We start from the raw sequence: 26784 nt of genomic DNA on the forward strand, positions 1-26784 counted from the left end.
CCTACCCCGTGAAACGCGCCTCGATCGCCTCGCCGTGGGCGGGCAGCACCTCGCTCTGCGCTAGGGCGACGACTCCCCTCCGCACCTCGGCGAGGGCTGCGCGATCGTACGACACGACCTGCTGCGGACGCAAGAAGGTGTAGGCGCCGAGGCCGGGCGCGTAGCGCGCCTGGCCGCCGGTCGGGAGCACGTGGTTGCTGCCGGCCATGTAGTCTCCGAGGCTCACCGGCGTGTGGTCGCCGACGAAGACGGCGCCTGCGCTGGTGAAGGCGGATGCCGCCTCCTCGGCGTCCACGAGGTGCAACTCGAGGTGCTCCGGCGCATAGGCGTTGCTGAACGCGACGGCCATCGCGCGGTCGTCCACCAGCACGATCGCCGACTGCGGACCGTCGAGGGCGGCCGCAACGCGTTCGCTGTGCCGCGTCTTCCCCTGCAGCTCGCGCACGGCGACCGCCACGCGGTCGGCGAGGTCCGCCGAATCGGTCACCAGCACGGCCGAAGCCTGCTCGTCGTGCTCGGCCTGACTCACCAGGTCGGCCGCCACCAGACGCGCATCGGCGGTGGAATCCGCCACCACGAGGATCTCGGTCGCGCCGGCCTCGGAATCGGTGCCGACCACGCCCGCGACCGCGCGCTTCGCCGAGGCGACGTAGTTGTTGCCGGGGCCCGAGACCACGTCGACCGGGTCGAGTCCGATGCCGTCGACGCCGAACGCGAAGGCCCCGATGGCACCCGCGCCGCCCATGGCGTACACCTCGTCGACCCCGAGAAGCGCGGCGGCAGCGAGGATCGTCGGGTGGATGCGACCGTCCTGGTCGTACTGGGGCGGTGACGCGAGCGCGATCTGCTGCACGCCGGCGACCTGCGCGGGGACGACGTTCATGATCACGCTCGACGGGTAGACGGCCTTGCCGCCCGGGATGTAGACGCCCACCCGGGTGACCGGCTGCCAGCGCTGCAGGATGCGCGCACCGGGGCCGATCTCGGTGAGCCGGTCGGCGGGCACCTGGGCTGCCGACGCCTGGCGCACGCGGCGGATGGCCTCTTCGAGCGCCGCGCGGATCTCGGGCGCGAGGGACTCGAGCGCCTCGCGGAGGTGCGACGCCGGCACCCGCACGTCGTGGCCCGTGACCCGGTCGAATCGCTCGGCCTGGTCACGCAGGGCCGCCTCGCCCTGAGCCCGCACGTCGTCGACGAGACGCGCGGCGGTGTCGAGCGCTTCGGCGCGTGCCTGGGTCGCCCGCGGCACGGCCGCGAGCATGTCTGCGGACGAGAGCTCGCGCCCTCGCAGATCGATCGTTCGCACCATCAGCCCTTCGTGATGTCCGAGATGTCGTGCAGGTAGCCGATGCGACCGTCGTCGTGGCGGACGACGAAGGCTCCCCCGCGGTCCTCGATGACGAGGGACCAGGCGGACGGCCCGATGAGGAACAGCGGCTCCCCGCGCTCGTCGTACACGGCGCGCTCGGTGGGCGCGAGGATCCAGAACGGCTGCGCGGAGGCGTCATCGTCGGGGCTCGAGCGCCGCGCTGCCGGTGCGGGGGCCGCCTCGGTTCCGCCCGCCGACGCGTTCTCGGCGGGAACATCGATCGCGACCTCTTCGAGGAAGGACTCGATCTCGCCCGTCGTCGAGTAGATGTCGTCGTTGCGGGAGCGACGCGAGTACGCCGGGACGTAGCCCTCGTCGATCGTGGCGTCCTGCCCGGGCTCGGGGGTCGTGCCCGTACCGCCTCCCGACGCGTGCGCCGCGAGCGGGACCTGGCCCGGCAGGTCGAGGCGCGCGACCTCGTCGGTCGCGAACCGCGAGGTGACGGCGTCGTCGGTCGGCACGGCGCGCGTGGGGGTGTCCTCGGCGCGCGCGGGGGTTGCCCCGACCGCATCCGGCTCGTCCGCGACCGGCTCGACCGCATCCGGCTCGTCCATCGCGGACGGATCCACGTCGGCGGAATCCATCGCCGGGACGTTCGTGTCCGTCGTGGCGGGAGCGACGTCGCGTTCGGGCCGCGGGCGCGCCACCACCGGGCGCACGGGGTTGGCGTTGCGGTGCGCGAGAGTCACCAGGCGGCCGTGGAAGTCTTCCTTGAGCCCGGGGATCAGCGGCGCGAAGACGGTGAGCACCACCAGGGCGATGCTCGACAGAAGCTGGATGATCCCGACCCAGTTCAACGTCCAGATGTCGAACTCGATCGTGCTGGCCAAGGCTGCCCACAGCGCACTTAGCCAGGTGACCGCCGCGACGGAGAAGGCGACGGAGGCGAACTGGTCGATGCCGAGAGATCCGACCCGCCGGATGCCGTCCGGCGAGAACCGACGGAGCACGAGGAGGAACACCGCGGCCGTCGGCACGCCGATCGGCAGGATCCACTGGATGCCGAGGCCCCAGACGGGCTCGCCGGCGGCGAGCGGGAAGAACGAGATCACGAAGGCGACGAGCCAGACCGAGACGATCAGCAGCTCGCGCAGGGTGAAGCCGAGGATGCCCGGTTCGGGCGTCACCTCGTCGTCGTAGAGGACGCCGTCGTCGTCGAGGAACTCGTCGTTCTCGGTGTCCGTGCTCTCCGGAAAGTCGGTGCTCATGGATGATCCTTTCGTCACGACGCGCAGAGGGGGATGCGCTTCCGACGCGTCCCGATCCTACCCGTTCACCCCAGACAGCTCGGTCCGAGCAGCGACTTCAGGTCGCCGAACAGGTCGGCCGAGACCTTCACCGGCATCGGCACCTCGAAGACCTTCGCGGTACCGCCTCGATGCACCCGCAGCATGACCTCGGTGTCGCCGGCGTGGCGGCGCAGCACCTCGGCCAGGTCGGTCATGACGCGCTCGGTCGCGCGCTGCTCAGGGAGCACGAGCGCCAGCGGCCCTGCCGCGTCGAAAGAGCCGACGTCGGGCGCGAAGGCGGACTGCGCGTGCAGGTTCAGTCCGTCATCACGCCGCGAGACGCGCCCGCGCACGGCCAGGATCGAGTCCTGCTGCAGGATGTGCTGGAACTCGGTGTAGGTCTTGCCCATGAACATGACCGTCACCTCGCCGTTGAAGTCTTCGACGGTGATCATGCCGTACGGATTGCCGCTCGCCTTGGCGACCCGGTGCTGGACGCTCGTCACCAGTCCCGCGACCGTGACCTGATCGCCGTCCTGCAGGTCTTCGGAGTTGTTCAGGTCGTGGATCGAGATCGACGCGTGCTTGGCGAGCGGGACCTCGAGGCCCGCGAGCGGGTGATCCGAGACATAGAGCCCCAGCATCTCGCGCTCGAACGCGAGCTTGTCCTTCTTGATCCACTCGGGACGAGCGGGCACCTTCGCGGGCGCGACCTCTTCCGTGCCGTCGTAGAGGCTGTCGAAGTCGAAGCCGATGGCCCCCTGGGCCTCGTTCCGCTTGCGGTCGACCGCGGCCTCGACCGCGTCTTCGTGGATCTCGACCAGGGCGCGCCGGGTGTCGCCCATCGAGTCGAACGCGCCGGCCTTGATGAGCGACTCGACGGTGCGCTTGTTGGCCACGTGCAGCGGCACCTTGTCGAGGAAGTGGTGGAACGACGTGAAGCGCTCGTCTTTCCGGGCCTGCACGATGCCGTCGACCACGTTGCTGCCGACGTTGCGCACCGCGCCCAGTCCGAAGCGGATGTCGTCGCCGACGGCGGCGAAGAAGTTGATCGATTCGGACACATCGGGCGGGAGGACCTTGATGCCCATGCGACGGCACTCGTTGAGGTACAGCGCCATCTTGTCCTTCGAGTCGCCGACGCTCGTGAGCAGCGCGGCCATGTACTCGGCGGGGTAATGCGCCTTGAGGTACGCCGTCCAGTACGAGACCAGACCGTAGGCGGCAGAGTGCGCTTTGTTGAAGGCGTAGTCGGAGAACGGCAGCAGGATGTCCCAGAGGGCCTTCACGGCTCCCTCGCCGAACCCGCGCTCCTTCATCCCCCCGGCGAAGCCTTCGTACTGCTTGTCGAGCTCGGACTTCTTCTTCTTGCCCATCGCTCGCCGCAGGATGTCGGCCTGGCCGAGGCTGAACCCCGCGACCTTCTGCGCGATCGCCATGACCTGCTCCTGGTAGATGATCAGGCCGTACGTCGTGTCGAGGATGTCGCGCAGCGGCTCTTCGAGCTCGGGATGGATGGGGGTGATCGGCTGCTGCCCGTTCTTGCGCAGCGCGTAGTTGGTGTGCGAGTTCGCTCCCATGGGGCCGGGGCGGTACAGCGCGATGACCGCCGAGATGTCTTCGAAGTTGTCGGGCTTCATCAGGCGCAGCAGCGAGCGCATGGGCCCGCCATCGAGCTGGAAGACGCCGAGGGTGTCTCCGCGCGACAGCAGATCGTAGGCGCCCCGATCGTCGAGCTCGAGGTGCTCGAGATCGAGCTCCTCGCCACGGTTCAGCCGGATGTTGTCGAGCGCATCGGAGATGATCGTGAGGTTGCGCAGCCCCAGGAAGTCCATCTTGATCAGCCCGAGGGTCTCGCACGACGGGTAGTCGAACTGCGTGACGATCTGACCGTCCTGCTCGCGACGCATGATGGGAATGATGTCGAGCAGCGGCTCGGACGACATGATCACACCGGCGGCGTGCACGCCCCACTGACGCTTCAGACCCTCCAGGCCGAGCGCGCGGTCGAAGACGGTCTTGGCCTCGGGGTCGGTCTCGATGAGCGCCCGGAACTCGCTGGCCTCCTTGTACCGCGGATGCGCCGAGTCGAACATGCCGTCGAGCGGCATGTCCTTGCCCATCACGGGCGGCGGCATCGCCTTGGTGAGGCGCTCGCCCATGCTGAAGGGGAAGCCCAGCACGCGCCCGGCGTCTTTCAGCGCCTGCTTCGACTTGATCGTGCCATAGGTGACGATCTGGGCGACACGCTCGGAGCCGTACTTCGCCGTGACGTAGTCGATGACCTCGCCACGACGGCGGTCATCGAAGTCGACGTCGAAGTCGGGCATCGAGACGCGGTCGGGGTTGAGGAAGCGCTCGAAGATCAGGCCGTGCTCGAGCGGGTCGAGGTCGGTGATCTTCATCGCGTACGCGACCATCGAGCCGGCACCGGAACCGCGGCCCGGACCGACGCGGATGCCGTTGTCTTTCGCCCAGTTGATGAAGTCCGCGACGACGAGGAAGTAGCCGGGGAACCCCATCTGGAGGATGATGCCGGTCTCGTACTCGGCCTGCTTGCGCACCTTGTCGGGGATGCCCTGGGGGTAGCGGTAGTGCAGGCCGTTCTCGACCTCTTTGATGAGCCAGCTGTCTTCGGTCTCGCCGTCGGGCACCGGGAAGCGCGGCATGTAGTTCGCGGAGGTGTTGAACTCGACCTCGCACCGCTCGGCGATGAGGAGCGTGTTGTCGCAGGCTTCGGGGTGGTCTCGGAACATCTGCCGCATCTCGGCGGCGGTCTTGATGTAGTACCCGTCGCCGTCGAACTTGAACCGGTTGGGGTCGTCGAGCGTCGAGCCCGACTGCACGCACAGCAGCGCCGCGTGCGCGTCAGCCTCGTGCTGGTGGGTGTAGTGCGAGTCGTTCGTGGCGACGAGCGGGATGTTCAGGTCTTTCGCGAGGCGGAGGAGATCCGTCATGACGCGGCGCTCGATGGAGAGGCCGTGGTCCATGATCTCGGCGAAGTAGTTCTCCTTGCCAAAGATGTCCTGGAACTCGGCCGCGGCCGCGCGCGCCGCCTCGTACTGCCCCAGCCGCAGCCGGGTCTGCACCTCGCCCGAGGGGCAGCCGGTGGTGGCGATGAGCCCCTTGCCATAGGTCTGCAGCAGCTCGCGGTCCATGCGCGGCTTGAAGTAGTAGCCCTCCATGCTCGACCGCGAGCTCAGTCGGAAGAGGTTGTGCATGCCCTCGGTGCTCTGGCTCCACATCGTCATGTGGGTGTAGGCGCCCGAGCCCGAGACGTCGTCGCTCTTCTGATCGGCGGTGCCCCACTGCACGCGCGTCTTGTCGCTGCGGTGCGTGCCGGGCGTGACGTAGGCCTCGAGGCCGACGATCGGCTTGACGCCGGCGTTCTTCGCCGCGTTGTAGAACTCGAAGGCGGCGAAGGTGTTGCCGTGATCGGTCACCGCGATGGCCGGCATGCCGTAGTCGGCGGCCGCCTGGGTCATCGCATTGATCTTCGCCGCACCGTCGAGCATGGAGTACTCGCTGTGCACGTGCAGGTGGACGAAGGAGTCGGAAGCCATGGGTTCGAGTCTACTTTCGGCATCCGACATCCGGGGTTCGACGTCAGCCCAGATCGTGCCTCATCAGCACCCGCGGGAAGCCGTCGAGAACCGACCCCGTCTCCGCGACCTTGCGGAATCCCGCGGCTTCGAAGAGCCTCCGGGTGCCGACGTAGGCCATCGTCTGATTGACCCGCGCTCCGCGATTGTCGACGGGGTACGCCTCGACCGCCGGCGCGCCCCGCTCCCGCGCGTAGTCGACCGCCCCGGCGACGAGGGCGTGCGAGATCCCCTGCTTCCGGTACCCGGGTCGGATGCGGAAGCACCACAGCGACCAGACGTCGAGGTCGTCGACGTGCGGGATCAGGCGATTGCGCGCGAAGCTCGTGTCTCGGCGCGGGTGGAGAGCGGCCCATCCGACCGGCTCGCCGTCGAGGTACGCGATGACCCCCGGGGGCGGATCGTGGCGACACAGCTCGCGCACCCGATCGGCGCGCGCGGGACCGCGGAGCGAGACGTTCTCCTTGTTGCCCACCCGGTAGCTGAGGCAGAAGCACACGTTCGACGTCGGTTTGCGGGGGCCGACCAGCGCGGCGACGTCGTCGAAGACCGTCGCCGGGCGAACCTCGATGTCCATGCGCTCAGTATCGCGCCGGCATCCGACATTCGGGAACGCCGCGGGCCCGACCGGGGCGCGTCGTCGTCACGCGTCGCCGCGGAGCACCGCCAGAGCGTGCTGGAAGTCCGCGGGATAGGGCGACTCGAACTGGACCCACTCCCCCGTGCCCGGGTGCGAGAACGCGAGCTGGTGGGCGTGGAGCCACTGCCGGCCGAGACCGAGTCGAGCCGAGAGGGTCGGGTCGGCGCCGTAGAGCGGGTCACCGACGCACGGATGCCGGTGGGCCGCCATGTGCACGCGGATCTGATGCGTCCGCCCCGTCTCGAGATGGATCTCGAGCAGCGACGCCCCGGGGAACGCCTCCAGCGTCTCGTAGTGCGTCACAGACGGTTTGCCGTCCGGGGTCACCGCGAACTTCCACGAGTGATTCGGGTGACGCCCGATCGGCGCGTCGATCGTCCCTGCGAGCGGATCGGGATGCCCCTGCACCACCGCATGGTAGATCTTCTCGACCGTGCGCTCCTTGAACGCCCGCTTCAGGGCCGTGTACGCCGTCTCGCTCTTGGCGACCACCATGAGCCCGCTGGTCCCCACGTCGAGGCGGTGCACCACGCCCTGACGCTCCGGCGCCCCGCTCGTGGCGATGCGGAATCCACCTGCCGCAAGGGCACCCACGACGGTCGGCCCCTCCCACCCCAACGAGGGATGAGCGGCCACGCCGGTCGGTTTGTCGACGACGACGATGTCGTCGTCGTCGTGCACGATCCCCAGCTCCGGCACCGCGAGCGGGATGATCCGCGGCCCCTCCTTGGGCTGCCATTCGACCTCGAGCCAGCCTCCGCCGCGCAGACGGTCGGACTTGTCGAGCACGACGCCGTCGAGTCGGACTCCGCCCGCGGCGGCGACGTCGGCCGCGAACGTGCGGGAGAAGCCGAGCATCTTCGCGAGGGCAGCGTCGACGCGTGCGCCGTCGAGCCCGTCAGGAACCGGGAGGGAACGCGACTCCACCTCAGCGCTCGCCGTCCGCGGTCGCGCGCTCGGCGGCGAGAGCGTCGGCCTCGGCATCGGACTCGACCGCCTCGTGGTCGCGTTCGCGGGAGCCGTCGAAGCGCAGGCCGAAGACGACGAGGAGGGCGACCGAAATCATCCCGGTCACGATGAAGATGTCGGCGACGTTGAAGATCGCCGGCATCATCCACGGCATGGAGATCATGTCGACGACGTGGCCGACCGGGAAGCCCGGCTCGCGGAAGAGACGGTCACCGAGGTTTCCGAGGACACCGCCGAGCAGGCAGCCGAGGACGACGGCCCAGAGACGCGACCGCAGGCCGAACGCCTTCCAGACGATCACACCGGCCACGACGGCCAGCGCGATGGTGAAGAGCCAGGTGACGTCGGACCCGAGGGAGAACGCCGCTCCGGGGTTGCGCACGTAGTAGAGCTGGAGGAAGTCGCCGAGCACGGGGACCGGTTTCTGCTCCGGGAGGTTCTGCACCGTGAGGTGCTTCACAAACTGATCGGCGGCCAGCACGATCGCTGCGAGAATCGCAACGATCGCACCGGCCGCCGACCGACGAATCGGGAGACGTCGGTTCAAGACCTACGACCTACAGTCCGATCGCGGAGACGGGCGTGGAGTCCGTGGATGCCGACTTCTCGTCGAGGTCGCGGAGCTGACCCTCGATGTACCCGCGGAGCTGCGAACGGTAGTCGCGCTCGAAGTTGCGAAGCTCGGTGATGCGGGCCTCGAGGGCGTTGCGCTCGCGCTCGAGACGCGAGGTCTCCTCGCGCTGCTTCGCCTCGGCCTCGGTGCGGATGCGCGTGACCTCGGCCTCGGCATCCTGGATCAGCTGGTCGCGCTTCGCCTCACCCTCGGCGACGTGCTCGTCGTGCAGGCGCTGGGCCAGCTCGATGATGCCGGCGGTCGCCGTGGCGGAGCCGGACGCGGACTCGGCCGGCGCAGCCGGAGCGGCGGGCGCCGGTGCCGGCGTCTCGGCCACGGGGGCGGGAGCCGCGGTCTCGGCGGCCGGAGTCGCACCCGACTCGTACGCGGCCAGCTTGGCCTTCAGCTCGACGTTCTCCTCGAGGGCCTTGCGCCACTCGATGACGATCTCGTCGAGGAAGTCGTCGACCTCGTCCGGGTCGAAGCCGTCCTTGAATCGGACGTGCTGGAACTGCTTGGTGACGACGTCATCCGGGGTAAGTGCCATGATGGCTCCTCTTTCGATGAGTTCGGTTGCCAGTTTCGATATGGCGCGGTCGTGATGTGGCGCGAACCCGGGGCGCGCACCTGGGAGCCAGCATAGCCCCCGCGCCTTGGAGCCGCGATGTCACGACACTCGGACAGCGGCCATCGCGGGGCGTCAGGTGAAGAGACGGACGATGTTCATCAGGATCAGAACGATGATCATCGTCAGCGCGAAGCCGAAGTCGAGCGACAGCCCGCCGAGACGGAGCGGAGGGATGATCCTGCGGAAGAACCGGATGGGCGGATCCGTCACGGTGTAGACCGCTTCGGCCAGCACCAATCCGAAGCCCTTCGGCCGCCATTCCCGGTTGAACAGCGGGATGTAGTCGAGGATCAGACGCGCGAAGAGCACGAAGATGTACAACAGGAGCACCAGGTGGACGATGCTCGCGAGGATCTGGACCAGCTGCACGGCTTCCTACTGATCGAAGCCCGCGGACTCCGCGTCCGCGTGCGCGATACCGCCCTGCCCCGAGACGTTGATGTTCTCGGGCGAGAGCAGGAAGACCTTCGAGGTCACGCGCTCGATGCGGCCGTACAGGCCGAGCGACAGTCCGCTCGCGAAGTCGATGAGGCGTCGCGCGTCGGCGTCGCTCATCTGCGAGAGGTTGATGATCACGGGGACGCCCTCGCGGAAGCTCTCGGCGATGAGCTGGGCGTCGCGGTACTGCTTGGGGTGCACCGTCAGGATCTCGTTCACGACACCCACCGAGGGCTGACGGACGGCGACGGGGCGGCGCAGCGGCGTGACGGGGGCCGGAGCCGGCTCCTCGCGCTCACGGTCTCGCTCGCGCTCGCGCTGTGCGCGTGCGGGAGCCTGCTGCTCTTCTTCATAGGCTTCTTCCTCGTCGGCGAGTCCGAGGTACACCATGGTCTTCTTGAGCGGGTTACCCATCGTGTCCTCCGGTTCGAACGATACGGGCTGGTCTGTGTAGAGGTTATCCCCGGTCGGGGCGCGGGCCGGTGATTGCCGAGCCGATCCGCAGGTGTGTCGCACCCGCCGCGATCGCCTCGACGAAGTCACCCGTCATCCCCGCGGACATCCAGTCCGCGCCGGGGGCGACCGACCGGATCCGGTCGGCGGTGTCGCGCAGGCGCGCGAAGGCGGATGCCGGCTCCTCATCGAGAGGAGCGACGGCCATCACGCCGCGCAGCCGCAGCGTCGGCAGACCGAGCACGTGCTCGGCCACGCCCAGAGCATCCTCGGGCACGACGCCGCCGCGGCCGGGGTCTTCGGTGAGGTTGACCTGCACGAGAACGTCGAGGACGTCGTCGCCCTCGGCGGCTCGGTGCAGGGCGTCGGCGAGGCGGGAGCGGTCGACCGAGTGAACGGCATCCGCGTCGCGACGGATGGCGCCCGCCTTGTTGGTCTGCGCCTGTCCGATGAAGTGCCACCGCAGGTCGAGGTCGGCGAGCTCGGAGTGTTTCGCCGACAGCTCCTGCTGGCGATTCTCTCCGACGTCGCGCACGCCGAGGGCGTGCAGCTCGCGCACGAGGGACGCCGGGTGGAACTTGGTCACGACGATGCGCGTGATCTCGTCCGGCCGGCGACCGGCTCGGCGGGCGGCGTCGGCGATGCGCTCGTCGACCGCCGACAGCCGCGCGCCCAGCTCGGTCACTTCAGGAATTCGGGGATGTCGATGTCGTCGTCGGCGAAGGCCGGCTCGATGCTCGTGGTCTGCACGCGCGTCGCGGGCTTCTCCTCGCGCACCGGCTCCTCGGCCTGCGGCGCCTTCTCGGCGTCGTCGGACAACGCCACCTCGGGCAGCGCGGTAGCCGCGGCGGGGCGCGATACGACCATCGGGTCGAGGCGCAGCGACGGCTCGCCGCCGTCGAACCCTGCCGCGATGACGGTCACGCGCACCTCGTCGCCGAGCGTGTCGTCGATGACCGTACCGAAGATGATGTTGGCCTCAGGGTGCGCGGCCTCCTTGACCAGATCGGCGGCGTCATGGATCTCGAAGATGCCGAGGTTCGACCCACCCTGGATCGAGAGCAGCACACCGTGCGCCCCCTCGATCGAGGCTTCGAGCAGCGGCGACTCGACGGCCAGTTCTGCAGCCTTGATCGCGCGGTCGGCTCCGCGCGCGGATCCGATACCCATGAGCGCGGAACCCGCGCCCTGCATGACCGACTTGACGTCGGCGAAGTCGAGGTTGATCAGACCGGGGGTCGTGATGAGGTCGGTGATGCCCTGCACACCGGCGAGGAGCACCTGGTCGGCGGTGGCGAACGCCTCGATCATCGAGATGCCGCGGTCGCTGATCTCGAGCAGACGGTCGTTGGGGACGACGATGAGGGTGTCGACCTCTTCCTTCAGCTTCGCGACGCCTGCCTCGGCCTGGCTCTGGCGACGACGGCCCTCGAAGGAGAACGGCTTGGTGACGACACCGATGGTCAGCGCACCGATCGACTTCGCGATGCGAGCCACCACGGGAGCACCGCCGGTGCCGGTTCCGCCGCCCTCGCCGGCGGTGACGAAGACCATGTCGGCCCCGGTCAGCGCCTGCTCGATCTCTTCGGCGTGATCCTCGGCGGCGCGACGACCGACCTCCGGGTCGGCGCCCGCGCCGAGGCCGCGGGTGAGCTCGCGCCCGACGTCGAGCTTGACGTCGGCGTCGCTCATCAGCAGCGCCTGCGCGTCGGTGTTGACGGCGATGAACTCGACTCCGCGGAGGCCGAGCTCGATCATGCGGTTGACGGCGTTGACGCCGCCACCGCCGACGCCGACGACCTTGATCACGGCGAGGTAGTTCTGGTTCTGGCTCATGGCCGGCCTCCGAATTGTTCGAGCCTGAAGGGGAACCTTAAACCTCAACTAGAGGTATAAAGTATTTCCCGGTATTGCGTTCTCTTGTTCGAAGGTATGCGGCACACAGGCGCCGGGCCGCAGCGACACGGGCGTGTCGGCCGTTTCGGCGACGAATCGATCAGCCGACGACCGCGGTACGGGGCGACGAGACGTCGATGGTCGACGCGTCGGGGTTGGCGGCGAGCACGCGCGAGAGCAGAACGCCCTTCTTCGCCGACTCCTCTTCGCTCCCCCACACCACCGTCAGGCCGGAGCCGAGGGTGAGGGTGACGTCGTCGGCCGTCGTCGCCCGCACGGAGGCGAGCTGCTGCCGCACATCGTCAGGCAGCGACCGGACGACGAGTCCGGCGCTCTCGAACGCCGACGAGCCAGGGCCGCCGTCGATCTCGAGCAGCGGCTGCCCCGCCGGCTGCTCGGCCGTGGTCGACAGTGCCACGCCGGCCGCGTCGACGAGCGTGAACCCGGCATCCGATGCGATCACGCCGACCGGGGTGCGTTCGACGATGCGCACGGCCAGCTCGTGCGGCGGCCGCGCCTCGACCGAGTACGTCTCGATGAGCGGGAACGCCAGCAGGGCGGCCTTCACCTCGCTGCTGTCGACGAGCGCGAGCGGCGTGCCGATCTGCCCGGCGAGGGCGGTCTCGAGCGTGGCAGGGTCGAGCGTCGACGCGCCCACCACCGTGATGCGCTCGACCGCGAACAGCGGACTGTACGCCGCCGCGATGCTCCCTCCGACGAGAGCCACGGCGACTCCCACCGCGCTCCACCCGATGATGCGACGGCGACGGGAACGCTGCGTGAATCGGCGGATCTCGGCACGCAGTGCCTTGCGCCGCGCGCGTGCCGCTCGCCACACGTCGCGCGTGGACGTGGGGACGCTCTGCTCCGGATCGGAGGTCGCCGCGACGACGGCCTCGTCATCGGCCTCCGCAGGCGGGGCGTGGTCGACGCTCCGCGCGCGACCACCCCGGAGCACGCGCTCCTCGCCGCGCGGAACCACAGGCGTCAGGGTCGGCGGTGCAGGACGACGCACGGATTACGCTCCGTCGGTCCGGCGCAGCGCCTCCAGCACCTGCGGGATCATCTGATAGACGTTGCCGCAGCCGAGCGTCACGACGAAGTCGCCCTCGCGCGCAATGCGCGCGGTGTATTCGCTCGCCTCCTGCCAGTCCGGCACGTAATGCACCTTGGCGGGATCGCGGAACGCGCCGCTCACCAGCTCGCCCGTGACACCCGGAACAGGGTCCTCCCGGGCGCCGTACACGTCGAGCATGACCGTGTGATCGGCCAGCTCCTCGAGCACGTCGGCGAACTCCTGGTACATGTGCTGAGTGCGCGAGTAGGTATGCGGCTGCTGGATCGCGATCACACGCCCACCGCCCGCGATGCTGCGCATGGCTTCGAGCGCCGCACGCACCTCCGTCGGATGGTGGGAGTAGTCGTCGTACACGCTGACCCCGGCGGCCACGCCGTGCTGCTCCAGCCGACGGACGGTTCCGGCGAAACCCTCCACCGCACGTACGGCATCGTCGAAGGGGCGCCCCAGGGCGTGCAGCACCGCGACCGCACCCGCGGCGTTGATCGCGTTGTGCGCGCCGGGGACGGCCAACTGCATCCGCACGCTCCGCCCCCCGAGGGTGAGGGTCGCAGCGACCGGACCATCGGTGACGATGTCCGAGACGCGCAGGTCCGCCCCCTCCGCCTGACCGAACGTGAGCACGTTCGAGTGGGAGAGCCCGGCGCCGACGCGGAGAGCGCCGGGGTCGTCGCTCGAGATCACGACCGCCTCGCTCGCGGCATCCGCGAACCGCACGAACGCGTCGTGGAACGCCTCGTCCGACCCGTAGTGATCGAGGTGATCGGGGTCGACGTTGGTGATGAGGGCGACAGCCGTGTCGTAGAGCAGGAACGTGCCGTCCGACTCGTCGGCCTCGATGACGAAGAGGTCGTCGGAGCCGGTCGCGCTCGACGTGCCGAGCTGCTCGATGACCCCGCCGTTGACGAAATGCGGGTCGTCGCCGAGCGCCCGCAGCGCGGTGACGATCATGCCGGTCGAGGTCGTCTTGCCGTGCGCACCCGCCACCGACACGAGACGACGGGAGCCGACCAGCCAGTGCAGCGCCTGAGAACGGTGGATGACGTGCAGCCCGCGCTCCTTGGCCGTCACGAACTCGGGATTCTCCGGCCAGATCGCACCGGTGTGCACGACCGTGTCGGCATCGCCGAGATGGGCGGCGTCGTGCCCGACGTGAACGGTCGCCCCGGCAGCCGCGAGGGCGCGGAGATTCTCGCTGTCAGCGCGGTCGGAACCCGAGACGCGGATGCCGGCGTCGAGGAACATGCGAGCGAGCCCGCTCATGCCGGAACCGCCGATACCGATGAAGTGCGCGGAGGTGATCGTCTCGGGGATCGGGAGGGAGAGGTCGGGTCTGATCATGTCCTGCTCAGTCTAGTTCCGGGCGCGGATCGCGCGATCGACGAGGGCGATGAGGTCCTCGGTGCCGGTGCGGCTGCCGGCGCCCTGTGCGGCCGCGGCCATCGCGGCGATCCGATCGCGGTCCGCAAGCAGCGGCACCACCTCACGACGCACGGCGTCGCCGTCGAACGACGCGTCGTCGAGGAGGCGGGCAGCGCCGTCCGCGACGGCGGAGGCCGCGTTGAGGCGCTGCTCCCCGTTGCCGACCGAATAGGGCACGTACAGGGCGGGGATGCCGAGCGCGCTCACCTCGCTGACCGTCGCCGCCCCCGAGCGCGAGAGCACCAGGTCGGCAAGAGCGAACGCGAGGTCCATGCGGTCGACGTAGCGGCGCATCGCGTACCCCTCGACGCCGGGGTCGGCGAGCTCACTGCGCTCCCCCGTGACGTGCAGAAGCTGCCAACCGGCGGCGAGCACGTCCCCCCAGGAGTCGGCGAGGGCATCGTTCAACCGCTGGGCACCGAGCGAACCGCCGAAGGCCAGCAGCACGGGCCGGTCGGAGTCGAGACCGAAATGAGCGGCGGCCTCGTCGTGCAGGGCGGCCCGGTCGAGCTCGACGATCTCGCGGCGCAACGGCATTCCGACGACTTCTCCCCGCCGCAGCGGAGTGCCTCGGAATGCAATGCCGACTGCGGTGGCCCCGCGGGCACCGAGCACGTTTGCCAAGCCCGGCTTGGCGTTCGCCTCGTGCACGACGAACGGGATGCCCTCGCGCCGAGCCGCGACATAGGCCGGGGCGGACGCGTATCCGCCGAATCCCACCACCACGTCGACCGCATGGGCGCGGATGTGCCCGCGCACCTGGGCAATCGCCCGGCGGAAGCGCTGAGGGAATCCGATGGCCTGGCGATCGGGGCGCCGGGGGAACGGCACCTTGTCGACGATGAGGAGCTCGTAACCGCGTTCCGGCACCAGCCGGGATTCCAACCCCTCGGCCGTGCCGAGCACGCGCACCTGCGCGGCGGGGTCGCGAGCGATCAGGCCGTCGGCGACGGCGAGCAGGGGGTTCACATGACCGGCGGTGCCACCGCCGGCGAGAAGGTACGAGGTCACCGGGAGACCCTACCCCGACCCGGCCGAGAGCCCGCCCGAGCAGCCGCAGGTGACTTCTCCACCGCCGGGATGGTTCGGGCGAACGCGAGCAGCACGCCGCACGCGAGCAGCACCGCGAGCAGCGCCGTTCCCCCCTGCGACATGAACGGCAGCGGCACGCCCATCACGGGGAACAGACCGACGACGACGCCGACGTTGAGCACGGCCTGGCCCGTGATCCAGACCGTGATGCCGCCGGCCGCGACCCGGATGAAGGGGTCATCGGTCTTGCGGATGATGTGGAAGGCGCCCACCGTGAAGAAGGTGAACAGGGCGAGCACCACGACGCAGCCGATCAGCCCGAGCTCCTCCCCCACGATCGCGAAGATGAAGTCGTTGCCCGGCGCGGGGAGCCACCCGTACTTCTCCTGGGAGTTGCCGAGGCCGAGCCCGAAGATGCCGCCGTTCGCCATGCCCCAGATGCCGTGGATCGATTGGTAGCAGTCGGTGTGGTACAGCGCCATGTCGTCGCAGTTGGCGGTGATGCGGCGCATCCGGTCGGCACTGGAGAGCGCGTACGCGAGCACGGCGACGACTCCGAGCACCACGGGGATGATGAACAGCCGGAGCTTCACGCCGGAGAAGAACAGGCATCCGAGCAGGATCAGCACGAGCACCATCGCCGTGCCCAGGTCCTTGCCGCCGAGCACCGTCCCGATGGCGAGAGCGCCTACCGGCACCACGGGGATGAAGACGTGATGCCACGTTCCGAGCATCGCCTGCTTGCGCAGCAGCACGAAGCCGATCCAGAGGGCGAGCGCGAGCTTGAGGAACTCGGAGGGCTGCATCTGGAACCCGAGCACCTTGATCCAGTTCCGGTTTCCACCGTCGGCGATTCCGAGAGGGGTGAAGACGAGCAGCTGCAGGGCGACCGCACCGAAGAGCGCGGGCCACGCCATGCGCTTCAGGAAGCGGATCGGGAGCCGACTGATGAGGAACATCAGCGGGATGCCGAGCACCGCGAAAATGCCCTGCCGAAGAGCGTCGGTCATCGGGTTCGACCCGCTCGCGACAGCCGTGGCGCTGGTCGCGGAGAGCACCATGACGAGTCCGAAGATCGTGAGCAACAGAGCGGTCGAGGCGATCAGGAGGAACTCGGTCGACACGGGTGTGAACCGGCGTCCGAGCGAGACCCTCGCCGCCAGACCGCCCGACTCAGAGCCCGGAGGGCGAGCCACCTGCGTCATCGGCACTCCCCCGCTCGATCCACTCGCGCACCGCCTCGGCGAAGCGGTTGCCGCGATCCGCGTAGCTGGAGAACTGATCGAAGGATGCCGCCGCAGGAGCGAGAAGTACGGTGCCCCCGTCGTCGACGATCCCCGCCGCGATCTCCACGACGCGATTCATGACCTGTCCAGTGTCGCCAGCATCCACCTCGAACACGGGGACCGTGGAGGCGTGTCGTTCGAATGCGGTGACGACTCCCACCCGGTCGACACCGATGACGACGGCTGCTCGGGCCGTTCCGCCGACCTCGGCGACCAGGTCGGCGATGTCGACGCCCTTGAGGTCGCCTCCGACCACCCAGACCGCGCCGGGGTAGGCGCGCAACGACGACGCCGCGGCGTGGGGATTGGTCGCCTTCGAGTCGTCGATCCACGTGATGCCCGCGTGCCGCGCGACGACCTGGATGCGATGCGCGTCGAGACGGAAGGACTGAAGCGCCGCGTGGATCGCCTCCGGCTCGACGCCGAGGGAGCGCGCCAGCGCGGCGGCCGCGAGGATGTTCTGCACGATGTGCGGTGCCGCGAGGCCGACGCGGTCGAGGTCGGCGACCGTGGTCAGCTCGAGCGCACTGCGCGCGCGGTCGTCGAGGAACGCCCGGTCGACGAGCAGCCCCTCCACGACGCCCAGGTCGCTGGGGCCGGGCGTGCCCAGGTCGAACCCGATCGCGCGGGCGCCTTCGATGACGTCGGCGTCCTCGACCATGCGACGGGTCGCCTCGTCGGCCTTGTTGTAGACGCACGCGACGCGCGTGTTCCGGTAGACGATCGCCTTCGCGTCGCGGTACGCGTCCGCCCCGCCATGCCACACGAGGTGGTCGTCGGCCAGGTTGAGGCAGACCGCGGAATAGGGGAAGGGCTGGCCCTCCGGCTGAGAGAGGCCGAGATACCAGAGCTGGTGGCTGGAGAGCTCGACGACGAACACGTCGAAACCCTCCGGGTCGCGGACGGCATCGAGCACCGGCACGCCGATGTTGCCGCACGGAGCGGCCCGCAGACCACCCTCGGTCAGGAGCGTCGCGGTCAGCTGCGTGGTGGTCGTTTTGCCGTTGGTTCCGGTGATGAGCACCCAGTCGGCGGGCGAGCCGTCGGCCCGACGCACCTTGTCGCGCACCCGCCACGCGAGTTCGACGTCGCCCCACAGCGCGATCCCCGACTCCTGCACCCAGCGGATCACGGGATGCGCTGGAGGGAAGCCGGGCGAGGCGATCACGACCTCGGGGGCGAACTCGCGAAGGACCGCGGGCACGTCGTCGAGAGCACCGAGTTCCAGCCGCGCGCCGATGACCGGCACGAGGCGTTCGTACTCGTCTGTGGCCGACTCCGACAGCACCAGCACGTCTGCACCGAGTTCGGTGAGCGTATCGGCGACCGAGAAACCCGTCATCGACAGCCCGAGCACCGCGACGCGGAGGCCCTTCCAGTCGGCGTACCAGCTGGTGAGCCCGGCCAGCCGCAGGTCAGCCGACACGGGTCAGCCACTCCACGTAGAACAGGCCGACCGCCGACACGGCGAGCAGCCCCGCGATGATCCACAGTCGGACGACGATCGTCACCTCGGCCCAGCCCCGCATCTCGAGGTGATGGTGGAACGGGCTCATGAGGAACAGCCGCTTGCCGCGCGTGAGCTTGAAGTAGGCGCGCTGCAGGATGACCGAGCCCGACGAGAGAACGAAGATGCCGGCGATGACGAGCAGCAGCAGCTCGGTGCGCGTGAGGATCGCGAGCGCGGTGATGACGCCACCGATGGCCATCGACCCCACGTCGCCCATGAACACCTTCGCCTTGGGGGCGTTCCACCACAGGAAGCCCACCAGTGCCCCGGTGAACGAGGCGGCGATGATCGCGAGGTTGAACGGGTCTCGCACCTCGTAGCATCCGGCGATCGCGTCGAGCTCGACGTCGATGCAGGACTGCTTCGACTGCCAGAAGGCGATGAGGCTGTAGGCGCCCACGACCATCAGGCCGGCACCGGCGGCGAGGCCGTCGAGGCCGTCGGTGAGGTTGACGCTGTTGGAGGTCGCGACCCCGATGATCGAGATCCAGAGCAGGTACAGCACCCAGCCGGCGATGACGCCGAAGGCGAAGAGGTTGAGCCAGGTGATGTCGCGGAACAGCGAGATCGAACCGCTGGCGGGGGTCTGGTCGAAGCTGTTCGGGAAGTTCAGCGCGACGATCCCGAACGGGATGACCACGATGAGCTGTCCGACGATCTTGCGCCAGCCCGAGAGTCCGAGGCTGCGCTGGCTGCGCACCTTCATGTAGTCGTCGATGAACCCGACGGCCCCGAAGCCGACCATCAGCCAGATCACCAGGAGCGCCGACGGTTCGACGACGCTGCCCCCGACCCACATGCCGGTGAAATACCCCACGATCGAGCCGACGATGAAGATGACGCCGCCCATGGTGGGGGTTCCGCGCTTCGCCTCGTGGCTGGGGTTCTCCATCGCCTCGGGGGTGCGGATGACCTGCCCCCAGCCCCACTTGCGGAACAGCCGCAGGAAGACCGGGGTCAGGAAGAGGGTGAAGGCGAGCGAGATGGCCGCCGCCATGATGAGGGACCTCACGAGAACAATTCTCCCAGACGATCGCCGAGATGCCGGAGGCCCACGGAATTGGATGACTTCACGAGGACGCGGTCGCCGTCGCGCAGCTCGGTGCGCAGGTACTCGAACGCGGCATCCTGATCGGGGAGATGCACCGCCTCGCTGTCCCACGACCCCTCGCCGACGGCGGAGAGATACAGACGACGGGCCTCGGGCCCGACCACGACGATACGGCGGATGTTCAGTCGCACCGCGAGCAGACCGATGCGGTCGTGCTCCTCTCCCGCGCTCTCGCCGAGCTCGCTCATCGCGCCGAGAACCGCGACCGTGCGCTCCTCCGGCCCGGTGATCTGCGCGAGGGTGCGCAGTGCCGCGGCCATCGAGTCGGGGCTGGCGTTGTACGCATCGTTGATGATGCGCACGCGGTCGTTGCCGAGGGGCTGCATGCGCCACCGCTCGGCGATCTCGACGGTCTCGAGGCGCGCCGCGGCATCCGCGGCCGGCACGCCGAGCACGCGGGCAGCCGTGATGGCGGCGAGGGCGTTCGTGATGTGGTGCGCACCCAGCACGCGCAGGCGGAGCGGGATGCTCTCCCCGTCGCTCTCGATCACGCAGGAGGTACCGGACGCCGACACCTCGATGTCGCGCGCGCGCACGTCGGCCGTAGCGGTCTGCCCGAAACCGACGACGGTCATCCCGCGCGACTCCGCGAGCTCCGCCATGGCGGCGACCCGGGCGTCGTCGAGGTTGAGCACCGCGGTGCCCGTCGCGGTGGCGGCGGTGATGAGCTCGGCCTTCGCCTTGGCCGTCGCCTCGATACCGCCGAATCCGCCGGCATGGGCGAGACCGACCATGAGCTCGACCACGACGTCGGGCTCGACGAGACCGGCGAGGCGAGCGATGCTGCCGGGGCCCGCGGCGCCGAACTCGCTCACCAGGTACTTCGTGCTCTCCGTCACGCGCAGCATGGTGACGGGTGCGCCGACCTCGTTGTTGAACGACTTGATGGGCGCGACCGTCTCACCCTCGTCTGAGAGGATGCGGGCGAGGAAGTTCTTGGTCGTCGTCTTGCCGTTCGACCCGGTGATGCCCACGATGCGCAGCTCGCCGAGCGCGCGGACCCGCCGCACCACCTCGCGCGCCAGCGCCCCGAGAGCCACCACGGCATCGTCGACGACGATCTGGCTCACGGGTTCGTCGACGGCGTGCTCGACGATCGCGAGGGTCGCGCCCGCCGCCCGCGCGGCACCGACGAACCGGTGGCCGTCGGTCTCGGCGCCGGGCTTCGCGACGAACACCGAGCGCTCCCCCAGGGTGCGCGAATCCGTGTCGACGGTCCCGTCGACGACGGTCTCGGCCGTGTCCGTTCCGGACAGGCGCAGCTCACCGCCGACGGCTTCGGCGACTTCAGCGAGCGACAGGGCGATCATGACATCTCCAGGCGCGGCTCACGCCGACTACTCGAACTTGGGCAGCAACTCGTCCATCGGGGTGGAGGACGGCATCACGCGATAGGTCTTCATGACCTGCGTCATCGCCTTCTGGAAGGCGGATGCGGTCGCTGCGGACGATACAACCTTAGTCGGCTCGTCGAGGGTGACCATGACGACGTACTTCGGGTCGTCGACGGGGGCGAAGCCCACCATGCTCGTGAAGTACACGCCCTGCTTGTAGCCGCCGTTGCCGTCGGGCACCTGCGCGGTACCGGTCTTGCTGGTGACCCGGTAGCCCGGCACCTGGATGCGCTCGGCGTTACCGCCCTGCACGGCGACGTTCTCGAGCATCCGCGTCAGGTCGGCGGCGGTCTGCTCGGTGATGATCTGCTCGTGGTCGGGTGCGGCGACGTCGACCACCGTGCCGTCGGTCTGCGTGCAGGACTCGACGAGCGACAGGTCGATCTTCTCCCCGCCGTTGGCGATGGCCTGGTAGGCGCCGGCGACCTGCGCCGCCGTCACCGTGAAGTACTGCCCGAACGTCGTGGTGTAGAGCGACTGGCTGTCCCACTCGCTGACGGGATGCAGGGTGCCGGCGACCTCGCTCGGGAAGCCGACCGTGTCTTCGCCGACGCCGAAGCGCTTCAGGTAGTCGTATCGCACGTCCGGGCTCACCATCGTGCCGAACTTCGACAGCGCCACGTTGGAGGAGTCGATCAGGCCGCCCGCGAGGGTGTAGTTGTACGCCGGGTGGCTGAACGCATCGTTGATGACCGCGCCGTTGGGGAACTTCTCCCGCGAGGCCGCGTTCACGGTGCTCAGGGGCGTGACACCCGCGCCCTCCATCACGGCGGCTGCGGTGATGGCCTTGAACGTCGACCCCGGCTCGAAGTCGCGGTGGAAGATCTGGCTACTCCACGCCGAGGCGGGTGCGTTCGCGAGATCGTTGGGGTCGACGGCGGGCCACTCGGCCGCCGCCCGGATCTTGCCGGTCTCGACCTCGACGACCGTGACCGTGCCGCCCTTGGCGCCCTGCTTCTGGGCCTCCTCGGCGATCATCTGCTGCATGTACCAGTTGAGGTCGCTGTTGAGCGTGAGCTGGACGGTGCCGCCGTTGACGGCATCCACCACGTGCTCGCTTCCGGGGATGACGACGCCGTCCTTGCCCTTGCGGTACGAGATCTCTCCGTCGGTGGGCGCGAGGCACTGCTGGTCGAGCTTCTCGATGCCGGCCTGCGCCTCGCCGCTGCCGTTGAGGAAGCCGACGATGTTGCCGGCGACCGCGCCGTTCGGGTAGACCCGCGTCTCACGCCCATCCATGTGCAGGTAGGCGAGCTTGAGGTCGCGCAACTCGATGTACTGCTCGGTCGTGAGCGAAGTCTTCAACTCGACGTACTGGCTGGTCGGGTCGACCGCGAGCTTGTCGGCGACGAGCGCGCGCACCTCGTCGCCGGTCTGACCGGTGATCGCGGCGATCTTCTCAGATGCCTCGGCCCACGGCAGCTCGGGGTCCTTCTCCTCGAGCTGCGTGATCACCAGCGGGCTCAGCTGCGCGTCGTAGACCAGCACGCTCGAGGCGAGAACCGTTCCCTCGGTGTCGACGATCTCGCCCCGCTGCCCCGAGATCGTGTCTCCCTGCCCGATGACGCCCTCGGAGTCGGCGATGTGCTCGTTCGCGCTGACGACCTGGATGTCGACGAGGCGGATCACGAACGTCACCAGCACGCAGAGGATGACCGCGAGGGCCACGACCGTACGTCGTCGCGGACCGCGTGTGGCGCGTGTCGTCATGTCTTCTCTCCGTCCGTGGTGAGCGAGCGTGGGTCAGCGGGTGGTGGGGCTGGGCAGGCCGTCGGCGATCGACAGCGGGAGGTCGTCGGCGGGACCGCCGCCCGTCTCGGCGTCCTCGGCAGCGGCGTCCGGCGCGGCGGGGGGCGCGATTAGGGAGTTTGCCACGGCACCGGCACCCGCCGGGTCGACCGTGGACGTCCAGTCGGCGCCGGCGCCGGTGCCGAACACCGCCCCGTCGCTCAGACGGAGGTACGAGGGCGACCCCGCGACGACCATGCCGAGACCGGAGGCGCTGGTGGCCAGCACCTGGGGCGAGCTCAGGCCGGTGAGCTCCTCCTGCAGCGCTTCGGCCCGCAGGTCGAGCTCGCGCTGCTGAGAGGTGAGGCCGGCGAGGGCGAACGAGTCCTGCGTGATCGCGAGCGAGAGCGCGACCTGCACTCCCCCGATCACCATGGCGCCGAGGAAGGCGACGAGGGCGTAGACGAGCTTCGGACGGCGGCGGACCGCGGGCTGCGTCACCGGCTGCAGGCGGCGCTGCGGAGTGGCGCGGGGCGCGCTCGGCTGCGCCGGACGACGGACGACGGCGGGTGCGCTCATGCGGACTCTCGGATCTTCTCGGCCGCTCGCAGACGAACGGGGATGGCACGGGGGTTGCGGGCGCGCTCCGCCTCGTCGGCGAGTTCGGCGCCCTTGGTCAGCACGCGGAATCGCGGGGCGTGCTCCGGCAGCTCCACCGGCAGCCCGGCGGGGGCGGTCGAGGCGGATGCCGCGGCGAACGCCTGCTTGACGAGACGGTCCTCGAGCGACTGGTACGACATGACGACGATGCGTCCGCCGATGTTCAGCGCGTCCATCGCCGGCGGGATCGCGTCGGCGAGCACGGTCAGTTCGGAGTTCACCTCGATGCGCAGCGCCTGGAAGACGCGCTTCGCTGGGTGTCCGGCGCGCTGCGCGGCCGCGGGAGTCGCGGCGATGAGGATCTCGACGAGTTCGGCGGAGCGGGTGATGGGCTTCTTCTGGCGCGCCTCGATGATGAAGCGGGCGTAGCGGCCGGCCAGCTTCTCCTCGCCGTAGCGCTCGAGGATGCGGCGGAGGTTGCCCTCGCTGTACGTGGCCACGACCTCGGCCGCCGTCAGACCCTTGGTCTGGTCCATGCGCATGTCGAGGGGGGCGTCCTTCGAGTAGGCGAAGCCGCGCTCCGCTTCGTCGAGCTGCAGGGAGGAGACACCCAGGTCGAACAGGATGCCCGACGCACCCTGGGCGTGCAGGCCGATCTCGTCGTAGACGGTGTGCACGAGCGTGACGCGATCGGCGAACCGTTCCAGGCGCTGCCCCGCGATGCGCAGCGCGTCGGTGTCGCGGTCGAGGCCGATGAGGCGGATGTTGTCGAAGCGCTCGAGGAAGGCCTCGGCGTGTCCGCCCATGCCGAGCGTGGCGTCGACCAGCACCGCCCCGTCGCCCTGGAGGGCGGGGGCGAGCAGCTCGACGCAGCGCTCGAGCAGGACGGGGGTGTGGATGTCTCGGAGGTTCATGATCTCTTTCGGGTGACCTTCGGCTCTGATCCCCCTCCGCTTCGCGACCCGGCACCGGGGAAGTGTGTCGGGGCGGGAGCGGCGGGGCATCACAGCCGTGGTCAGAACAGGCCCGGAATCACCTCCTGCTCCAGATCGGCGTAGGTCTCCTCGCCCGCGGCGAGGTAGGCGTTCCAGCTTTCGGCGTCCCAGATCTCGGCGTGCGCGCCGACACCGGTGACGATGAGCTCCTTCTGCAGTCCTGCGTACTGACGCAGGTGCACGGGGATGGTGATGCGGTTCTGGCTGTCGGGCATCTCCGCGCTCGCGCCGGAGAGGAACAGACGCATGAAGTCACGCGCTTGCTTGTTGGCGAGAGGGGCCTGACGGATCCGCTCGTGCATCGCCTCGAACTCGGCCGTGCTGAAGACGTAGAGGCAGCGTTCCTGGCCTCGGGTGACGACGATGCCGCCACCGAGGTCTTCGCGGAACTTCGCGGGGAGAATGACCCGCCCTTTGTCGTCCAGCTTCGGAGAATGCGTCCCCAGCAACATCAGCCATCACCCCCTCTCCGTCCGGCCAAACTCGAGGTGTGCCCCACTTTACTCCACTTCCCTCCACTTTCCTACGGTGGAGTTGCGTCAGATCGACCGCGATGGAGGCAGCGATTGCACGGAGGCCTGTAATTCCGCGGGAGTTCGGCGGTGGAGGACGGTGGAGGGACGGTGGAGGACGGTGGGGGCCCGGACACGGGGTCGGCACGTCGACGACGCCGAACGCGCACGAAAAAGGCCCGGATGCTCGAAGCATCCGGGCCTTCTCAGAAGACGGGGTGGAGGGGTCTACTGCCCCTCGTGACGACGATCCCATCGATCGTTCATGCGATCCATGAACGACGCGGATCCCTTCGTCGGCGCGGCAGCGCGAGGAGTACGCGCGGGAGCGGCCGTCGACGCCCGGCGAACCGGGGTGACCGCCAGCATGACACCGGCGAGCATGGCGGCGAATCCGACCACGCCGACGACGATGCCCCACACGTCGCCGAGGATCACGCCGACCACGAGGCCGCCGATACCGGCCAGGACGAGCAGTGCACCGTAGACGAGGTTGCGGTAGCTCAGCGCTCGATCGCCCGAAGGCGCACTGACAACATCGGCGTCGTTGTGCAGGAGATGGCGTTCCATCTCGTCGAGCAGACGCTGCTCCTGTTCGGAGAGTGGCATTTCGTCCCCCTCGGGTGTCGTGCATTCCATTCTACGCGCGCGCATGCGTCGGAGGCTAGCGATTGGGGCTCACCTTCCTATACGTATGCTGGGAGTCGTGCTCTCCCCTGCCGCCGTCCCCGATGCCGTCGCCGCTCGCCTGCAGGAGTTCCTGCGCCGGATGCGTGCGGAGTCGTCGGAGTACGGCCCGGATGCCTTGGCGCTGGTGGATGCCGCGGCAGACACCCTCATCGGCGGGAAGCGACTGCGCGCCCGCTTCTGCCACGCGGGGTGGGCATCGGTCGCGAGGATGACGGATCCGTATGCCACGGAGGACGTCGCCCTGTGGGACCTGTGCGCCGCCCTCGAGATCTTCCAGTCCGCGGCTCTCGTGCACGACGACCTCATCGACAACTCCGACACGCGTCGCGGCCGCCCCGCCGCGCACCGCGCGCTGGAGGCGTCGCACCGGGAGTCGGGGTGGAGCGGCGACCCCGAAGGATTCGGACGATCCGCCGCCATCCTGCTCGGAGACCTGCTGGTGGCCTGGAGCGACGATCTGCTCGAGTCCGCTCTGGCCGCGCACCCCCATGCCGCTGGCGTGCGCGCCGAGTACGCGCGGATGCGCCGCGACGTCACCGTCGGGCAGTTCCTCGACATCGCCGAGGAGTCCGCGTGGAGCGTGGCCGACGACGCCACGCACGCCGAGCGCGCTCTTCGGGTGGCGTCACTCAAGTCCGCGCGCTACAGCATCATGCAACCGCTCGTTCTGGGCGCGGCCCTCGCCGGTGGCGATGACGACCAGCTCGACGCGTTGCGTCGCTTCGGGCATCCGATCGGTATGGCGTTCCAGCTGCGAGACGACGTCCTCGGCGTCTTCGGAGACGAGGCCGAGACCGGTAAGCCCGCCGGCGACGATCTGCGCGAGGGGAAGCGCACGGTGCTCGTCGCCTTCACCCGCGAGCGCCTGGCGGCGGACGAGCGACGCGCACTCGACGCCCTGCTCGGAGATCCGCTGCTCGACGAGTCGCGCGTGACGTCGGTCCGCACCACGATGCACGAGACAGGCGCGCTCGCGCGGGTCGAGGAGTTGATCGCCTCCTACGCCGACGAGGCCGAGAGCGCCCTCGCGGGCACACGCCTCGACGGCACCGCGATGCAGGGGCTGCGCGACCTGGCCCGTGCCGCGACGGTGCGAACGGCCTGAGCCCGCTGGCCCGACCTCAACGGGCCTGGCGCGACTCGATGGGCGCTCAGGCGAGCGTGCGGGCGATTCGACGGACCTCGCTCTTGTGCCCCTCTCGGAGGGCGGTGATCGGCGCGCGACCCATCGTCTCCTCCTCTTCGAGCAGCCAGTCGATGAGCTCGTCGTCGCTGAAGCCGGCGTCCTGCAGCACGATGATCGTGCCGCGCAACGAGCTGAGCGGGCGGCCGTCGACGAGGAAGACGGACGGCACGGCGAAGACGCCGGTTCGACGCGACCCGACCAGGTAGTGCTCGTCGATGAGGCGGCGGACGCGACTCAGCGGCTCGCCGAGCGCCTCGACGAGGTCGGGCATGGTCAGCCAGTCGGCGGAGGGGGTTGCGGCAACGTTCTCAGACACCTAGCCACTATCCCACGCCGCTCGGGCGGCGGGCGAGCCGAGCGGCGTGTGACACATCGTCACACCCGTCACATGCGTCACTCCTGT

At 69.2% G+C, this 26784-nt stretch carries 25 protein-coding genes; 1 reads left to right on the forward strand and 24 read right to left on the reverse strand.

Annotation, left to right across the window (positions count from 1 at the left end; all coding sequences use genetic code 11):
* Position 1: 1 nt before the first annotated feature.
* From hisD to RWS82_RS06910, 23 genes are all read right to left on the reverse strand, one after another.
* Positions 2-1309, reverse strand: a complete 1308-nt coding sequence (gene hisD, locus RWS82_RS06800; RefSeq protein WP_314648019.1) for a histidinol dehydrogenase — start codon at positions 1307-1309, stop codon at positions 2-4.
* Positions 1309-2577, reverse strand: a complete 1269-nt coding sequence (locus RWS82_RS06805; protein ID WP_314648021.1) for a hypothetical protein — start codon at positions 2575-2577, stop codon at positions 1309-1311. Before RWS82_RS06805 ends, hisD begins: the two co-directional genes overlap by 1 nt.
* A gap of 65 nt (positions 2578-2642) precedes the next feature.
* Positions 2643-6161 carry a DNA polymerase III subunit alpha gene (gene dnaE, locus RWS82_RS06810; RefSeq protein ID WP_314648023.1) on the reverse strand — a complete coding sequence of 1173 codons (3519 nt, stop codon included), beginning with the start codon at positions 6159-6161 and terminating at the stop codon, positions 2643-2645.
* Between the two features lie 43 nt (positions 6162-6204).
* Positions 6205-6777, reverse strand: coding sequence for a GNAT family N-acetyltransferase (locus RWS82_RS06815; protein WP_314648024.1), 573 nt, complete (start codon positions 6775-6777; stop codon positions 6205-6207).
* 66 nt (positions 6778-6843) lie between these two features.
* Complete coding sequence (locus RWS82_RS06820; RefSeq protein WP_314648025.1) at positions 6844-7767, reverse strand: RluA family pseudouridine synthase; 924 nt, start codon at positions 7765-7767, stop codon at positions 6844-6846.
* A gap of 1 nt (position 7768) precedes the next feature.
* A complete protein-coding gene (gene lspA / locus RWS82_RS06825) occupies positions 7769-8356 on the reverse strand; it encodes a signal peptidase II (protein ID WP_314648026.1) in 588 nt (195 codons plus the stop codon).
* 10 nt (positions 8357-8366) lie between these two features.
* Complete coding sequence (locus RWS82_RS06830; RefSeq protein WP_314648028.1) at positions 8367-8969, reverse strand: DivIVA domain-containing protein; 603 nt, start codon at positions 8967-8969, stop codon at positions 8367-8369.
* 153 nt (positions 8970-9122) lie between these two features.
* Positions 9123-9419 carry a YggT family protein gene (locus RWS82_RS06835; protein WP_314648029.1) on the reverse strand — a complete coding sequence of 99 codons (297 nt, stop codon included), beginning with the start codon at positions 9417-9419 and terminating at the stop codon, positions 9123-9125.
* Between the two features lie 6 nt (positions 9420-9425).
* Positions 9426-9902, reverse strand: coding sequence for a cell division protein SepF (locus RWS82_RS06840; protein ID WP_314648031.1), 477 nt, complete (start codon positions 9900-9902; stop codon positions 9426-9428).
* A gap of 43 nt (positions 9903-9945) precedes the next feature.
* Complete coding sequence (locus RWS82_RS06845) at positions 9946-10626, reverse strand: YggS family pyridoxal phosphate-dependent enzyme (RefSeq protein WP_314648033.1); 681 nt, start codon at positions 10624-10626, stop codon at positions 9946-9948.
* Complete coding sequence (gene ftsZ, locus RWS82_RS06850; protein ID WP_314648034.1) at positions 10623-11777, reverse strand: cell division protein FtsZ; 1155 nt, start codon at positions 11775-11777, stop codon at positions 10623-10625. The genes RWS82_RS06845 and ftsZ overlap by 4 nt, the downstream gene beginning before the upstream one ends.
* A 160-nt stretch (positions 11778-11937) precedes the next feature.
* Positions 11938-12819 carry an FtsQ-type POTRA domain-containing protein gene (locus RWS82_RS06855; RefSeq protein WP_314648036.1) on the reverse strand — a complete coding sequence of 294 codons (882 nt, stop codon included), beginning with the start codon at positions 12817-12819 and terminating at the stop codon, positions 11938-11940.
* Between the two features lie 36 nt (positions 12820-12855).
* Positions 12856-14256 (reverse strand): UDP-N-acetylmuramate--L-alanine ligase, encoded by a 1401-nt coding sequence (gene murC / locus RWS82_RS06860; protein WP_314648037.1) that lies wholly within the window; start codon positions 14254-14256, stop codon positions 12856-12858.
* 12 nt (positions 14257-14268) lie between these two features.
* Positions 14269-15348 carry a UDP-N-acetylglucosamine--N-acetylmuramyl-(pentapeptide) pyrophosphoryl-undecaprenol N-acetylglucosamine transferase gene (locus RWS82_RS06865; RefSeq protein WP_314648038.1) on the reverse strand — a complete coding sequence of 360 codons (1080 nt, stop codon included), beginning with the start codon at positions 15346-15348 and terminating at the stop codon, positions 14269-14271.
* The gene (gene ftsW, locus RWS82_RS06870; RefSeq protein WP_314648040.1) at positions 15345-16574 is read right to left on the reverse strand and encodes a putative lipid II flippase FtsW; all 1230 of its coding nucleotides are present in this window, start codon (positions 16572-16574) and stop codon (positions 15345-15347) included. Before ftsW ends, RWS82_RS06865 begins: the two co-directional genes overlap by 4 nt.
* Positions 16543-18081, reverse strand: coding sequence for a UDP-N-acetylmuramoyl-L-alanine--D-glutamate ligase (murD, locus tag RWS82_RS06875; protein ID WP_314648042.1), 1539 nt, complete (start codon positions 18079-18081; stop codon positions 16543-16545). The genes ftsW and murD overlap by 32 nt, the downstream gene beginning before the upstream one ends.
* Positions 18071-19177, reverse strand: coding sequence for a phospho-N-acetylmuramoyl-pentapeptide-transferase (gene mraY / locus RWS82_RS06880; RefSeq protein ID WP_314648043.1), 1107 nt, complete (start codon positions 19175-19177; stop codon positions 18071-18073). The genes murD and mraY overlap by 11 nt, the downstream gene beginning before the upstream one ends.
* Positions 19174-20586, reverse strand: coding sequence for a UDP-N-acetylmuramoyl-tripeptide--D-alanyl-D-alanine ligase (murF, locus tag RWS82_RS06885; RefSeq protein ID WP_314648045.1), 1413 nt, complete (start codon positions 20584-20586; stop codon positions 19174-19176). The genes mraY and murF overlap by 4 nt, the downstream gene beginning before the upstream one ends.
* 27 nt (positions 20587-20613) lie before the next feature.
* Positions 20614-22380 carry a penicillin-binding protein 2 gene (locus RWS82_RS06890; protein WP_314648047.1) on the reverse strand — a complete coding sequence of 589 codons (1767 nt, stop codon included), beginning with the start codon at positions 22378-22380 and terminating at the stop codon, positions 20614-20616.
* Positions 22381-22413: 33 nt separating this feature from the next.
* A complete protein-coding gene (locus tag RWS82_RS06895) occupies positions 22414-22977 on the reverse strand; it encodes a hypothetical protein (protein ID WP_314648049.1) in 564 nt (187 codons plus the stop codon).
* Entirely contained in the window at positions 22974-23912 is a 939-nt protein-coding gene (gene rsmH / locus RWS82_RS06900) for a 16S rRNA (cytosine(1402)-N(4))-methyltransferase RsmH (RefSeq protein ID WP_314648051.1), read from the reverse strand. The genes RWS82_RS06895 and rsmH overlap by 4 nt, the downstream gene beginning before the upstream one ends.
* Before the next feature lie 101 nt (positions 23913-24013).
* Positions 24014-24445 (reverse strand): division/cell wall cluster transcriptional repressor MraZ, encoded by a 432-nt coding sequence (mraZ, locus tag RWS82_RS06905; RefSeq protein ID WP_314648053.1) that lies wholly within the window; start codon positions 24443-24445, stop codon positions 24014-24016.
* A gap of 288 nt (positions 24446-24733) precedes the next feature.
* A complete protein-coding gene (locus RWS82_RS06910; RefSeq protein ID WP_314648054.1) occupies positions 24734-25114 on the reverse strand; it encodes a DUF3040 domain-containing protein in 381 nt (126 codons plus the stop codon).
* An 85-nt stretch (positions 25115-25199) separates the two neighbouring features.
* On the opposite strand from RWS82_RS06910, the gene RWS82_RS06915 reads away from it, so the two are divergent.
* Positions 25200-26300, forward strand: coding sequence for a polyprenyl synthetase family protein (locus tag RWS82_RS06915; RefSeq protein ID WP_314648055.1), 1101 nt, complete (start codon positions 25200-25202; stop codon positions 26298-26300).
* A gap of 46 nt (positions 26301-26346) precedes the next feature.
* On the opposite strand, the gene RWS82_RS06920 is transcribed toward RWS82_RS06915, so the two are convergent.
* Positions 26347-26697, reverse strand: coding sequence for an Rv2175c family DNA-binding protein (locus RWS82_RS06920; protein WP_400190062.1), 351 nt, complete (start codon positions 26695-26697; stop codon positions 26347-26349).
* Positions 26698-26784: the final 87 nt, after the last annotated feature.

Source organism: uncultured Microbacterium sp. (assembly GCF_963528945.1).
GTDB lineage: Bacteria > Actinomycetota > Actinomycetes > Actinomycetales > Microbacteriaceae > Microbacterium.